This window comes from Rathayibacter sp. AY1E6 (assembly GCF_002931115.1).
Taxonomy (GTDB): Bacteria; Actinomycetota; Actinomycetes; order Actinomycetales; family Microbacteriaceae; genus Rathayibacter.
On sequence record NZ_PSVK01000001.1, the window covers coordinates 117,192 to 129,396 of the forward strand.

A 12,205-nucleotide genomic window follows, 5' to 3' on the forward strand; every position below is an offset into this window, starting at 1 on the left:
CCGATGCTGTTCGACGACGCCGAGCAGGAGCTCGTCCCCTCCGAAGGGGCGCGGTGGTTCGACCTGCTGGCCGTGTTCGACCTCGAGACCACCGGCATCGACGTCCGCACGAGCCGCATCGTCACCGCGCACGTCGGCGTGATCGACGCGGCGGGCGAGCCGATCGAGGGCACGACCTGGCTCGCCGATCCCGGGGTCGAGATCCCGGCCGGCGCCTCCGCCGTCCACGGGATCAGCACCGAGCACGCCCGCGCGCACGGCCGCCCCGCCGGCGAGGTCGTGGCCGAGATCTCCGAGGCGCTGCGCTCGCTCCTCGCCCGCGGCATCCCGGTCGTCGTCTACAACGCCCCCTACGACCTCTCCCTTCTCGCCCACGAGGCGCGCCGCTGGGGCGTGCCCGTGCTGCTCGACCCGAGCCCCGTCGTCGATCCGCTCGTGATCGACAAGGCGGTGGACCGCTACCGCAAGGGCAAGCGCACCCTGACCCTCGCCGCCGAGCACTACGGCGTCGCCCTCACCGAGGCGCACGACGCGGGCGCGGACGCGATCGCGGCGGGCCGCGTCGCCCAGGCGCTGGGCCGCGCCTTCGCGGACGAGCTCGGAGTCGGCGCGGAGGCCCTGCACGCGCTCCAGGTCGACTGGTGCCGCACCCAGGCCGAGTCCTTCCAGGAGTACATGCGCCGCGTCCGCGACGAGTCCTTCGTCGCCGACGGGGGCTGGCCGGTCCGCCACTGACCCCTCAGGTCAGCGTGCGCCCCTCGCGCAGGAGCGCCACGTACTCCGCGATCCGCCGCTCCCGCGTCGCCGCCCGCTTCAGCTGCGAGAGGCGGAAGAGGAACGCGAAGCGCCTCTGCCCGCCGACGGTCGCGAAGAAGGCCAGCGCCTGCGGATCCGCGTCGAGCGCCCGCTGGAAGTCGTCCGGCACCTCCGCATCGCGCTGCCGGTAGGCCGCGTCCCAGCGCCCGTCGGCACGTGCCCGCTCGACCTCGGCCAGCCCGCCCGGCAGCATCCGACCCTCCGCCAGCAGCCGTGCGACATGATCGCGGTTGACCTTGGACCACGGGCTCGCGCGACGCCGCGGGGTGAAGGCCTGGAGCTTGAACTGCTCGTCGAAGGCTCCCGCCTGACCGTCGATCCAGCCGTGGCAGAGCGCGATGTCGAGCGCCTCGGCGTAGGTGATCCCCGGATCGACGGCGGCCTTCTTCCGCAGCTTCAGCCGGACTCCGTCCGGGTCGGGCTCGCCGCGGAGGTAGGCGTCCCACTCTTCAGGAGTCGTGAACGGCAGGATCGGCTTGTCGGCGAAGGACACCATGCCGGGACGCTACCGCGCCGGCTCCCCGACGGCCACGGCCCGCCCGTCGGCGCAAGCCCTCGCTCCGCGGACCGCGGCGCTGTGGGATCGGGTGAGCACGTGTTTCCCCTCCCCCCCCCTCTCGCAAGGAGAAGTCATGCCCACCATCCGCACGGTCACCGTCCTCGGCAGCGGAGTGCTCGGCTCCCAGATCGCCTTCCAGTCGTCCTTCCACGGCTTCGCCGTCACCGTCTACGACCTCTCCGACGACGTCCTCGAGTCGGCGCGCGAGCGGCTCCGCGGTCTTGCGGGCGTCTACGAGTCGGCGCCCGGCGGCGTCGCCGGCGGACCGCAGGAGGCGCTCGACTCCCTCCGCCTCACCTCCGACCTCGCGGAGGCTGTCGCCGACGCCGACCTCGTGATCGAGGCCGCCCCCGAGGACCTGGGCCTGAAGCAGGAGCTGTACGGCCGCCTGGGTGCGCTCGCTCCCGAGCGCACGGTCTTCGCGACCAACTCGTCCACGCTGCTCCCCAGCGACCTGAAGGCCTCGACCGGCCGACCCGACCGGTTCCTCGCGCTGCACTACGCCAACCACGTCTGGGCGCAGAACACGGCCGAGATCATGGGAACGGCGGACACGGACCCCGCCGTGGTCGACGCCGTCGTGGAGTTCGCCGTCTCCAGCGGCCTCGAGCCCATCAGGCTGCAGAAGGAGAAGGCCGGCTACGTCCTGAACTCGCTGCTGGTGCCGCTCCTCAACGCCGCGTCGGGTCTGCTCATGGGCGGCTACGCTGACCACGAGACCATCGACAAGACCTGGAGGATCGGCACCGGCGCCCCTCTCGGACCCTTCCAGATCTTCGACGTCGTCGGTCTGCGGACCGCCTACAACATCGCCGCCGCGGCCCCGGACGAGGCCTCCCAGGCGTTCGCCGCCCACCTGAAGACGGAGTACGTCGATCGCGGCCGCCTCGGAACGGCCACCGGAGAGGGCTTCTACCGCTACTGAGGACCGCCCCGCGGGAACGACGAAGGGCCCCCGACCGTGAGGTCGAGGGCCCTTCGAGGAGCGCTACTTGCCGAAGTTCTTGTAGCGGCTGTTGAACTTCTCGACGCGGCCGGCCGAGTCCATGATGCGCTGCTTGCCCGTGTAGAACGGGTGCGAGGCGGAGGAGATCTCGACGTCGATGACGGGGTAGGTCACGCCGTCGAGCTCGATCGTCTTGCTGCTCTTCGCGGTCGAGCGGGTGAGGAAGGTCTCACCGGACGCGAGGTCGCGGAAGACGATCGCGGAGTACTCGGGGTGGATGTCGGTCTTCATGGTCGTGTCCTGTCGTCGATGGTCCTGAACCGCACCTGTCGTCGACGGGAACGGGTGGATGAGGGCGGGCGCACCGCGAACGGGCCCGAACCAGCTACCGAGAATACCAGACCGGCAGCGCGCGCAGAAGTCGCGCCGCGCCCGGACCCCGGAGCCGGGGTCAGCCGCGGGCGCGGGCCGAGAAGCGCCCGTTCTCGCGGGTGAGAGCGATGTCGAGCCCGAAGGTCTCGGCGAGCGTCGCCTCGGTCAGGGACTCGGCCAGCGGGCCCGCCGCCACCACCGCTCCGTCGCGGAGGAGCAGGGCGTGGGTGAAGCCGTCGGGGATCTCCTCGACGTGGTGGGTCACCATCACGATCGCGGGCGACGCCGGGTCCTTAGCGAAGCCGCCCAGCAGCTGGACGAGCTCCTCGCGGGCGCCGAGGTCGAGGCTCGCGGCCGGCTCGTCGAGCAGGAGCAGCTCGGGGTCGGTCATGATCGCGCGGGCGATCTGGACGCGCTTCTGCTCGCCGTCCGAGAGCGTCCCGAAAGTGCGCTCGGCGAGGTGCTCGAGCTTCCACTCGGACAGCACGCGGCGGGCGCGGCGCTCGTCGATCGCGTCGTAGCCCTCGTTCCAGCGGCCGGTGACGGCGTAGGCGGCGGTCATCACGACGTCGAGCACGCTCTCGCCGGCCGGGAGGCGGCGCGCCATCGCGGTCGAGGCGTAGCCGATGCGCGGGCGCAGCTCGAACACGTCGACCCGGCCGAGGGTCTCCTCGAGCAGGTGCGCGGCACCGGTCGAGGGGTAGTTCTGCGCGGCGGCGATCTGCAGGATCGAGGTCTTGCCCGCCCCGTTGGGGCCGAGGATCACCCAGCGCTCGTCCTCGGCCACGTCCCACGACACGTGGTCGAGGATCCGCTTGCCGTTCCGGACGAAGGACACATCGACGAACGAGACAACGCTGGGCATGGGAGCCATTCTAAAGGAGGCGGCCGGGAGGCTCAGACGAGCGAGTCGTAGATCGCCCGGGTGTCCCGCGCGATCTGCGTCCAGCTGAAGTGGCTCTGCGCGCGCTCGCGGCCCGCGGCGCCCATCCGCTTCGCCGTCTCCGGGTCGGCGACGACCTCGGCGAGGGCGGCGGCCAGGTCGGCGACGTAGCGCTCCGGGTCCACGGGGGTGCCGGTGCCGTCGGTGACCTGCTCGATCGGGACGAGACGGCCGGTCACGCCGTCGTCGACGACCTCCGGGATGCCGCCGGTCGCCGTCCCGACGACCGCCGCACCGCAGGCCATCGCCTCGAGGTTGACGATGCCGAGGGGCTCGTAGATCGAGGGGCAGACGAACGTGGTCGCGTTCGTCAGGACCGCGGAGAGCTGGTGGCGCGGCAGGTGCCGGTCGATCCAGACGACGCCGGTGCGCTCCTCCTGGAGGCTGCGGACGAGGGAGGTGACCTCGGCCATGATCTCGGGGGTGTCGGGGGCGCCCGCGCAGAGCACGAGCTGCACCTCGGGAGGCAGGGTCGCCGCGGCGCGGAGCAGGTAGGGCAGGCCCTTCTGCCGGGTGATGCGGCCGACGAAGACCACGGAGGGGCGCGAGGGGTCGATGCCCAGCTCGGCGAGGACGGCCTCGTCCTCGACCGGGTGCCAGGCGTCGAGGTCGATGCCGTTGTAGACCACGTGGACCTTCGCCGGGTCCAGGGCCGGGTAGGAGCGGAGGATGTCCTCGCGCATGCCGCCGGACACCGCGATCACGGCGTCGGCGTTCTCGTACGCCTCCCGCTCGATCCAGCTCGAGACGCGGTAGCCGCCGCCGAGCTGCTCGGCCTTCCACGGACGCAGCGGCTCGAGGCTGTGCGCCGAGACCACGTGCGGGATGCCGTGCAGGAGCTGGGCGAGACGCCCCGCGGCGTTGGCGTACCAGGTGTGGGAGTGGACCAGGTCGGCCCCCGCCGCGTCCTGCGCGATCTGCAGGTCGACCCCGAGGGTCTGCAGCGCGCCGTTCGCCTCGGCGAGCTCCGCGGGGACGGAGTACGCGAACGTGCCCTCCTCCTCGCGCGGCGCGCCGAAGCAGCGCACCACGACCTCCAGGTCGCTGCGCAGCGCCTTGGTGAGCTCGGCCACGTGGACACCGGCTCCCCCGTACACCTCGGGCGGGTATTCCTTGGTCAGCAGATCGACTCGCACCCCCGAACCGTAGTACAGGGCGCTCCCCCGGCGACAGCCGGGGTCCACGGGGAAGCCCGAGCCCCTACTGTGGTGCCATGCAGTCAAAGAAGATCTTCGGCATCGTCCTCGCCGGCGGCGAGGGAAAGCGCCTCATGCCCCTCACGGCGGACCGGGCCAAGCCCGCGGTGCCGTTCGGCGGGCAGTACCGGCTGATCGACTTCGCGCTGTCCAACCTGATCAACTCCGGTCTCACCCAGATCGTCGTGCTGACGCAGTACAAGTCGCACTCGCTCGACCGCCACGTCTCGCAGACCTGGCGCCTCTCCGGGCTCCTGAACTCCTACGTCGCCTCGGTCCCCGCGCAGCAGCGCCTGGGCAAGCGCTGGTTCAGCGGCTCGGCCGACGCGATCCTGCAGAGCCTCAACCTGATCCGCGACGAGAAGCCCGACATCGTCGTCGTGGTCGGCGCCGACCACGTCTACCGCATGGACTTCTCGCAGATGATCGACGCGCACATCACGTCCGGTGCGAAGGCGACCGTCGCGGCCATCCGCCAGCCGATCGAGCTCGCGGACCAGTTCGGCGTCATCCAGCTCGCCGGTGACGAGGCGGGCGACGGCATCGTCCCGACGATGATCTCCGAGTTCCTCGAGAAGCCCAAGGACGCCGTCGGCCTGGCCGACTCCCCGCACGAGGTCCTCGCCTCCATGGGCAACTACGTCTTCGACGCGGACGCCCTGATCGACGCGGTCATCCGCGACGGCGAGTCCTCCACGTCGGACCACGACATGGGCGGCGACATCATCCCCGACTTCGTCGCGCGCGGCGAGGCGGGCGTCTACGACCTGAAGCTCAACGACGTCCCCGGCTCGACCGACCGCGACCGCTACTACTGGCGGGACGTCGGCACCATCGACTCCTTCTTCGAGGCCCACCAGGACCTCATCTCGGCGCTGCCGGTCTTCAACCTCTACAACCAGCAGTGGCCGATCTTCTCGTCGCAGCTGAACTCCCCGCCGGCCAAGATCGTCCGCGACGGCAAGGGCAACATGGGATCGACGGTCGACTCGGTCGTCTCGCTCGGCACCGTGATCTCGGGCGCGCACATCGAGCGCAGCGTCGTCGGGCCCTGGACGGTCATCGAGTCGAACGCGACGGTCACCGATTCGGTGGTCTTCGACAAGGTCCGCATCGGCCCGGACGCGCTGGTCGTCCGCGCTATCCTCGACAAGGACGTCGTCGTCGAGCCCGGTGCTCGAGTCGGCGTGGACCACGACCGCGATCGCGAGCGCGGGTTCACCGTCACCGAGTCGGGCATCACCGTCGTCGGCAAGGGCGTCGTCGTCCACCCGTAGCACCCCCGCGGGTCGAGCTCTGCGCCCCGGCGCGCCCACCCGACCGATCGGACCGGCCCATGAGTGAGCGTCCTGCGACGCCTGCCCGCTTCCTCGTCGTCCTCGACGCGGACTCCACCCTCCTCCAGGACGAGGTGATCGAGCTCCTCGCGGTGCACGCCGGCTCCGAGGAGCGCGTCGCCGCCGTCACGGAGCGGGCGATGCGCGGCGAGCTCGACTTCGGCGAGAGCCTCCGCGAGCGGGTCGCCACTCTCGCCGGGGTCCCGGAGTCGGTGCTCCCCGGTGTGAGCTCGGGCGTCCGCGTCACGCCCGGCGCCGCCGAGCTCGTGGCCGGCGTCCACGCCGCCGGCGGCCGCATCGGAGTGGTGTCCGGAGGGTTCCACGAGGTCCTCGACCCGGTCGCCGGTGCGCTCGGCCTCGACTTCGTCCGGGCCAACCGCCTCTGCTGCGGGGGCGGCCTGCTGACCGGAGCGGTCGACGGGGCGGTCATCGACGCCGCGGCCAAAGCGGAAGCGCTCCGCGAGTGGGCGGCGGTCTCGGGCGTCCCGCCGCAGCGCACGATCGCCGTCGGCGACGGTGCGAACGACCTGGAGATGATGGCGGTCGCCTCCCTCGCGGTCGCGTTCAACGCCAAGCCCCTGGTGCGCGAGCGCGCCGACCTCGTCGTCGGCGGCCTCGACCTGTCGCAGCTGCTGCCTGTCCTCGGCCTCCGCGGCTGAGGTAAATGCTGCGATTGTTCGCTGCTTCAAAGATCATTTAAATCATCTGACCCTGGAGGCTACTCAGTCGTGAAGAAAATGACGAGAAGACGAGAGCTGACCGAATCTGAGGCAATTGATCTGGCCTGGAAGATACACTCTGCGCAAATGGACTGGACAGGAAAGGTGGATACAAAAGCAGCCTTCGCCTTGTCCATCGAAACAGTCGCCATCACTGCCACGGTCGCTCTCACTTCCGAAGGGCGAGTATTCTCGGGATTGTCTCAATTTACCGCGGTTTTATTCATTCTTGGAACGAGCTGCCTTGTTATAGGAGGAATCTTCTCGCTCGTCGCAGTGCGGCCCCGCTTGAAGAGGAAGTCTGCGAATCACAGTGTCGATTCGAATTACATCTACTTTGGCGGTGCCCGGAACTTCTCGACCACCGAATTGGCTTCTGCCTTACGTGCCAATAAAGCGTTAGACAACCTCACCGCTCAGATTATCGCCATGGCCGAGATCTGCTGGCGGAAGCACTTGTATGTCGGACGATCGCTATTGGCAGCTGCAGGTGGCATCGCTCTTCTAGCCGCCGACGGTCTGTACATACTCTTTATTATGTGACGTGGGTCAGGAGATGCGAGTTTCCAAGATGGGCCGATGGTCGGGAGAACGCGATCTAACCGCGTTACTCAACTGCAGCTAGCCCATTCAATCCTCTGAGCAACGCTGGTGCGCCTACACGACGGAGAATTTGGGAGATGGCCGGCTGGGAAACTTTCTCCTGGAGTGAGAGCTCTTTTTGCGACATACCGAAGTACGTACCAGAGATTATTCTTCGCGCTCGCGCACTTAGCCCTTCCAGAGCAATATCCCGACTGAGTAGATATGCGTTCACCAAAGCATCGTCACCTATCTTATTATCAGCCGGTACGAACCAGCTCCGGCAACTAGGCACACTCGTGTACTGAAGACGACGAGCCTCGTTGACGGCGGTTCGCGCGCTCCACCATCCGGGCCCGTCCTGCAGGACACCGACTAAGCCCTCGCCAAGTACCTCGATGGGTCCTCGACCAATTCCAGCTCGAATTTCGATGTTTTCCGGCATCTTCAAGCACGCTAACGCGGTCGCTAAAAGTGCGGCAGAGAGAGTTTCGTAAACTGCCTGAAATTCATCGCCGAGAGTGGGACGTATTGGCTGCAGGTGGTGAACTGCCGGGTCAAGCTGTAAGAACTCATACTCTATTCTCGCCTGAGCCTCACCCCGCGACGGGATCTCCCTCGAACGAACGATGTCGAAGATAACTGGAAAGACGTCTTCACCCTTCAATTGACAATCCTTCTTCAGCTTATCGGTCAGTGGCCCATCCCGAGGCCGCCGTCGACCGGGATCACGGCACCCGAGATGTACGCCGCCTCGTCGCCGGCCAGCCAGCGCGTGACCTTCGCGACCTCGGCAGCGGTGCCGTAGCGGGCGAGCGGGATGCTCTTCCGGTACTCCGCCTGCTGCTCCGGTGAGAGCTCCGCGGTCATGTCGGTCTCGATGAAGCCGGGAGCGACGACATTGGCGGTGATGTTGCGGGCGCCGAGCTCGCGGGTCAGCGAGCGGGCGAAGCCCACGAGGGCGGCCTTCGACGAGGAGTAGTTGATCTGGCCCGGCGACCCGTAGAGGCCGACCACGCTGGAGATGAGGACGACGCGGCCGAAGCGCTGCTTGAGCATCCCCTTCGATGCGCGCTTGACGACGCGGAACGCCCCGGTGAGGTTCGTGTCGACGACGGACGTGAAGTCCTCCTCCGTCATGCGCAGCAGCAGGGTGTCGCGGGTGATGCCCGCGTTCGCCACCAGGATCTCGACCGGGCCCAGCTCGGCCTCGACCTGCGTGAACGCGGCGTCGATGGAGGCGGCGTCGGTCACGTCCGCGACGACGGTGAGGGAGCCCTCCGGGCCGGAGCCCGAGCGCGCGGTCACGGCGACCCGGTGACCGGCGGCCACGAACTCCTGGGCGATGGCGAAGCCGATCCCCCGGTTGCCCCCGGTGACGAGGACGGTGCGCGGCGTGGTCATGGTGTCCCTCCTGCCGGCGCTCGTGCGGCGCCGGGCGACCCGTACATCCTAGAGGCGCGTCGCGCAACAGATTCCGGGATGAGGCCCTCCCGGCCTGCACCCGCCCGCCGCGACGTAGGCTTGCAGGGCTGTGAAACCACGCGAGACACTCACCTCCCTACCGCCGTCGCCGAGCGCCGAGCGGCGCTCCCGCGCGATCAAGTACTCGATCGCCATGGGCATCAGGATGCTCTGCGTCATCTGCCTGCTCTTCGCCCACGGCTGGTGGCTGCTGTTCTTCGCCATCGGCGCCGTGGTCCTGCCCTACTTCGCCGTCGTGCTGGCCAACGTCGGCAGTGCGGGCGAGCGCGGCAACGTCGAGCGGCCGGGTGCGATCGTCCTCTCCCGGCCGGTCCCGCAGCCCCCCGCCCCCACCCCCGACTCCGAGGTGCCGACCGGCCCCGAGGGCGGCGACCCGCGGGGAGACCGGCCGTGATCCCGCTCGGCCGGGTCCCCGACGCGCACGCCTGCTCCCGAGCGGGCTGCCCGCGGACGGCGACGTTCGCGATCGAGTGGCGGAACCCGAGGATCCACGCGGAGGACCGTCGGAAGACCTGGCTGGCCTGCGGCGAGCACCTGGAGTTCCTGCGCGAATTCCTCCTCGCCCGCGACTTCCCGCTCGAGGTGAAGCCGCTCTACACGGTCGATCGCGGAGCGGAACGATGAGCGGCGACGCGCCCCGTCCCTCCTGGCGCTTCGTCTTCTCGCGACGCTGGTTCGGCTACCTCGCGCTCGCGATCGTCTTCGCCGTCGCCTGCGTGCTGCTCTCGCGCTGGCAGGTCGCGCGGCTCGACCAGGCCGCCTCGACCAACCGGCTGGTCACCGCGAACTGGACCGCCGACCCGGTGGCGCTCGACGGGCTGCTCCCCGCCGACTCCACGTGGGACGACGCGCTCGAGTACCGCCCGGTCGAGGTCACCGGCGTCTACGAGACGGAGGGGCAGACCCTCGTCCGCAACCGGCCCTACAACGGCAACCCCGGCTTCGAGATCCTGACGCCGCTGCGGCTCGACGACGGCAGCGTGTTCGTCGTCGACCGCGGCTGGGTCCCCGTCGGCTCGACCCAGGACTCCCCCGACGCGATCCCCGCGCCGCCCGAGGGGGAGGTGACCGTCGTCGCCCGCCTGAAGCCCGCGGAGGGACGGATCGACGGACGCTCCGCACCGGCCGGCCAGATCGCCACGATCCAGCTCGACGACCTGTCGACGCAGCTGGACGAGCCTTTGCGGACCTCGGCGTACGGCTTGCTGGTCGCCGAGGCGCCGGCGCCGGTCGACGCTCCCCCGCTGGCCGCGATCAAGCCGGTCGCCGACGAGGGCCTGCACATCAGCTACGCGATCCAGTGGGTGCTGTTCGCCGTCATGGGCTTCGGCGGGCTCGGCTGGGCGATCCGCCACGAGTACCTAATCCGCAACGCCGACGACCCCGAGGTCGTGGCGGCCGAGGAGCGGCGCGAGGAGCGCCGCCGACGCCGCGGCCGCAGCGACTCCGAGGTCGAGGACGAGCTGCTCGACGCCCGCTAGGCGAGCGTGATCAGGTCGAGGTAGTCGGCCGCCCAGTGGTCCTCGGTGCCCTCCGGCATGATCAGGACGCGCTCGGGGTTCAGCGCCTCGACGGCTCCCTCGTCGTGGCTGACCAGGACGACCGCGCCCTCGTAGTGCGCGAGCGCGTCGAGGATCTCCTCGCGGCTCGCGGGATCGAGGTTGTTGGTGGGCTCGTCGAGCAGGAGAACGTTCGCGCCCGAGACCACGATCATCGCCAGGGCGAGACGGGTCTTCTCCCCGCCGGAGAGGACCCCGGCCGGCTTGTGCGAGTCGTCCCCGGTGAACAGGAACGAGCCCAGGACCCGGCGCGCCTCGGTCTCGGTGAGGTTCGGGCTGGAGGAGACCATGTTCTCGAGCACCGAGCGCTTGACGTCGATCGTCTCGTGCTCCTGCGCGTAGTAGCCGATCCGGAGGCCGTGCCCGGCCTCGATCACTCCGGTGTCGGGCTGGTCGACGCCGCCCAGGATGCGCAGGAGCGTCGTCTTGCCCGCTCCGTTGAGCCCCAGGATGACGACCTTGGAGCCGCGGTCGATCGCGAGGTCGACAGCGGTGAAGATCTCGAGCGAGCCGTAGCTCTTCGACAGGTTCTGAGCCTGCAGAGGGGTGCGACCGCAGGCCGACGGGGTCGGGAACCGGAGCTTCGCGACGCGGTCGACCGCGCGGACCTCCTCGAGCCCGCTGAGCATGCGCTCGGCACGCGCGACCATCTGGTGCGCCGCTGCGGCCTTCGAGGCCTTCGCGCCGAACTTGGCGGCCTGCAGCTGGAGGGCACCGGCCTTCTTCTCGACGTTGACCCGCTCCTTCTTGCGGCGCTCCTCGTCGGCGGCGCGCTGGCGCTGATAGTTCTTCCAGTTCATGTTGTAGACGTCGATGACCTGGCGGTTGGCGTCGAGGTAGAAGACGCGGTTCACGGTCTCGCCGACCAGCTCGATGTCGTGGCTGATCACGATGAAGCCGCCGCGGTAGTTCTTGAGGAACTCGCGGAGCCAGACGACGGAGTCGGCGTCGAGGTGGTTCGTCGGCTCGTCGAGGATCAGCGTGCTCGCGTCGGAGAAGAGGATGCGCGCGAGCTCGATGCGGCGCCGCTGGCCACCGGAGAGCGTCTTGAGCGGCTGGTCGAGGATCCGGTCGGGGAGGTTGAGGTTGCTCGCGATCGACGCGGCCTCCGCCTCAGCCGCGTATCCGCCCAGGGAGAGGAAGCGATCCGTGAGGTTGCCGTACTTCTTCATGCCGGCCTCGCTCACGGAGGTGTCGCTGCTCGACATCGCGACCGTCGCCTCCTGCATGCCGAGCACCAGCTGCCCCAGCCCGCGGGCGTCGAGGATGCGGGTGCGCGCCAGCTCCTCCGGGTCGCCGGAGCGCGGGTCCTGGGGGAGGTAGCCGATCTCGCCGCCGCGGTCGACCGTGCCCTTCGAGGCGATGAGGTCGCCCGCGAGGACCTTGGTCAGCGTCGTCTTCCCCGCCCCGTTGCGGCCGACGAGGCCGACCTTGTCGCCGTCGCCCACCCGGAAGGAGACGTTCTCCATCAGGAGTCGGGCGCCGACTCGGAGTTCGAGGTCGTGCACGCTGAGCACAGTGCTGTCCGTTCCCGCCAAGAAATGGCGTTCGGTTCGGGAGGAGTGGGGCAAGGGGCCGCGATGCGGCAGCCCCCTAGTATATTTCCTGAGCCGCGGGGCGGATCCACGTCCGCTCACCGCGGACGCGCTCGCTCCTCGCTCTCGGGCGACCAGGACTCTCGGAGATCACCC

General features: G+C 69.3%; 15 protein-coding genes. 8 read left to right on the plus strand and 7 right to left on the minus strand.

Annotation, left to right across the window (positions count from 1 at the left end):
• Positions 1 to 3 precede the first annotated feature (3 nt).
• Entirely contained in the window at positions 4 to 735 is a 732-nt protein-coding gene (locus tag C5C46_RS00480; RefSeq protein WP_104222136.1) for a 3'-5' exonuclease, read from the plus strand.
• Positions 736 to 739: 4 nt separating this feature from the next.
• Here the strand turns inward: C5C46_RS00480 and C5C46_RS00485 are convergent, their stop codons facing one another.
• A complete protein-coding gene (locus C5C46_RS00485; protein WP_104221968.1) occupies positions 740 to 1,312 on the minus strand; it encodes a YdeI family protein in 573 nt (190 codons plus the stop codon).
• Between the two features lie 136 nt (positions 1,313 to 1,448).
• On the opposite strand from C5C46_RS00485, the gene C5C46_RS00490 reads away from it, so the two are divergent.
• A complete protein-coding gene (locus tag C5C46_RS00490) occupies positions 1,449 to 2,300 on the plus strand; it encodes a 3-hydroxyacyl-CoA dehydrogenase (RefSeq protein WP_104225281.1) in 852 nt (283 codons plus the stop codon).
• Between the two features lie 63 nt (positions 2,301 to 2,363).
• On the opposite strand, the gene C5C46_RS00495 is transcribed toward C5C46_RS00490, so the two are convergent.
• The 3 genes from C5C46_RS00495 to glgA all read right to left on the minus strand — a co-directional run bounded on the left by C5C46_RS00495 (position 2,364) and on the right by glgA (position 4,772).
• Positions 2,364 to 2,612 (minus strand): type B 50S ribosomal protein L31, encoded by a 249-nt coding sequence (locus C5C46_RS00495; RefSeq protein ID WP_068253003.1) that lies wholly within the window; start codon positions 2,610 to 2,612, stop codon positions 2,364 to 2,366.
• Between the two features lie 160 nt (positions 2,613 to 2,772).
• A complete protein-coding gene (locus C5C46_RS00500) occupies positions 2,773 to 3,558 on the minus strand; it encodes an ABC transporter ATP-binding protein (protein WP_104221964.1) in 786 nt (261 codons plus the stop codon).
• Between the two features lie 32 nt (positions 3,559 to 3,590).
• A complete protein-coding gene (gene glgA / locus C5C46_RS00505; RefSeq protein WP_104225282.1) occupies positions 3,591 to 4,772 on the minus strand; it encodes a glycogen synthase in 1,182 nt (393 codons plus the stop codon).
• Between the two features lie 77 nt (positions 4,773 to 4,849).
• On the opposite strand from glgA, the gene C5C46_RS00510 reads away from it, so the two are divergent.
• The 3 genes from C5C46_RS00510 to C5C46_RS16515 all read left to right on the plus strand — a co-directional run bounded on the left by C5C46_RS00510 (position 4,850) and on the right by C5C46_RS16515 (position 7,431).
• Positions 4,850 to 6,109 (plus strand): glucose-1-phosphate adenylyltransferase, encoded by a 1,260-nt coding sequence (locus tag C5C46_RS00510; RefSeq protein WP_104221960.1) that lies wholly within the window; start codon positions 4,850 to 4,852, stop codon positions 6,107 to 6,109.
• A gap of 59 nt (positions 6,110 to 6,168) precedes the next feature.
• Positions 6,169 to 6,828 carry a phosphoserine phosphatase SerB gene (gene serB, locus C5C46_RS00515; RefSeq protein WP_104225283.1) on the plus strand — a complete coding sequence of 220 codons (660 nt, stop codon included), beginning with the start codon at positions 6,169 to 6,171 and terminating at the stop codon, positions 6,826 to 6,828.
• A gap of 78 nt (positions 6,829 to 6,906) precedes the next feature.
• Complete coding sequence (locus tag C5C46_RS16515) at positions 6,907 to 7,431, plus strand: Pycsar system effector family protein (protein WP_258059255.1); 525 nt, start codon at positions 6,907 to 6,909, stop codon at positions 7,429 to 7,431.
• Between the two features lie 64 nt (positions 7,432 to 7,495).
• On the opposite strand, the gene C5C46_RS17395 is transcribed toward C5C46_RS16515, so the two are convergent.
• On the minus strand, positions 7,496 to 8,137 hold the full coding sequence (locus tag C5C46_RS17395; protein WP_181136470.1) for a SatD family protein: 642 nt from the start codon (positions 8,135 to 8,137) through the stop codon (positions 7,496 to 7,498).
• 26 nt (positions 8,138 to 8,163) lie between these two features.
• Positions 8,164 to 8,874 carry a beta-ketoacyl-ACP reductase gene (locus C5C46_RS00525; RefSeq protein WP_104225284.1) on the minus strand — a complete coding sequence of 237 codons (711 nt, stop codon included), beginning with the start codon at positions 8,872 to 8,874 and terminating at the stop codon, positions 8,164 to 8,166.
• Positions 8,875 to 9,004: 130 nt separating this feature from the next.
• Between C5C46_RS00525 and C5C46_RS00530 the strand changes: the two genes are divergently transcribed.
• The 3 genes from C5C46_RS00530 to C5C46_RS00540 are packed head-to-tail and all read left to right on the plus strand — an operon-like array spanning position 9,005 to position 10,436.
• Positions 9,005 to 9,349, plus strand: a complete 345-nt coding sequence (locus C5C46_RS00530; protein ID WP_104225285.1) for a DUF3099 domain-containing protein — start codon at positions 9,005 to 9,007, stop codon at positions 9,347 to 9,349.
• Positions 9,346 to 9,579, plus strand: a complete 234-nt coding sequence (locus tag C5C46_RS00535) for a hypothetical protein (protein WP_104225286.1) — start codon at positions 9,346 to 9,348, stop codon at positions 9,577 to 9,579. Before C5C46_RS00530 ends, C5C46_RS00535 begins: the two co-directional genes overlap by 4 nt.
• Complete coding sequence (locus C5C46_RS00540; RefSeq protein ID WP_104225287.1) at positions 9,576 to 10,436, plus strand: SURF1 family protein; 861 nt, start codon at positions 9,576 to 9,578, stop codon at positions 10,434 to 10,436. The genes C5C46_RS00535 and C5C46_RS00540 overlap by 4 nt, the downstream gene beginning before the upstream one ends.
• Here the strand turns inward: C5C46_RS00540 and C5C46_RS00545 are convergent.
• Positions 10,433 to 12,031 carry an ABC-F family ATP-binding cassette domain-containing protein gene (locus tag C5C46_RS00545; RefSeq protein WP_104221943.1) on the minus strand — a complete coding sequence of 533 codons (1,599 nt, stop codon included), beginning with the start codon at positions 12,029 to 12,031 and terminating at the stop codon, positions 10,433 to 10,435. The genes C5C46_RS00540 and C5C46_RS00545 overlap by 4 nt on opposite strands.
• Between the last annotated feature and the right edge of the window lie 174 nt (positions 12,032 to 12,205).

Coding starts and splice junctions, on each gene's coding strand:
- C5C46_RS00525 (WP_104225284.1), bottom strand. CDS start 8,874: ATGACCACGCCGCGCACCGTCCTCGTCACCGGGGGCAACCGGGGGATC.
- C5C46_RS00510 (WP_104221960.1), top strand. CDS start 4,850: ATGCAGTCAAAGAAGATCTTCGGCATCGTCCTCGCCGGCGGCGAGGGA.
- C5C46_RS00480 (WP_104222136.1), top strand. CDS start 4: ATGCTGTTCGACGACGCCGAGCAGGAGCTCGTCCCCTCCGAAGGGGCG.
- C5C46_RS00495 (WP_068253003.1), bottom strand. CDS start 2,612: ATGAAGACCGACATCCACCCCGAGTACTCCGCGATCGTCTTCCGCGAC.
- serB (WP_104225283.1), top strand. CDS start 6,169: ATGAGTGAGCGTCCTGCGACGCCTGCCCGCTTCCTCGTCGTCCTCGAC.
- C5C46_RS16515 (WP_258059255.1), top strand. CDS start 6,907: ATGACGAGAAGACGAGAGCTGACCGAATCTGAGGCAATTGATCTGGCC.
- C5C46_RS00500 (WP_104221964.1), bottom strand. CDS start 3,558: ATGCCCAGCGTTGTCTCGTTCGTCGATGTGTCCTTCGTCCGGAACGGC.
- C5C46_RS00485 (WP_104221968.1), bottom strand. CDS start 1,312: ATGGTGTCCTTCGCCGACAAGCCGATCCTGCCGTTCACGACTCCTGAA.
- C5C46_RS00540 (WP_104225287.1), top strand. CDS start 9,576: ATGAGCGGCGACGCGCCCCGTCCCTCCTGGCGCTTCGTCTTCTCGCGA.
- C5C46_RS00490 (WP_104225281.1), top strand. CDS start 1,449: ATGCCCACCATCCGCACGGTCACCGTCCTCGGCAGCGGAGTGCTCGGC.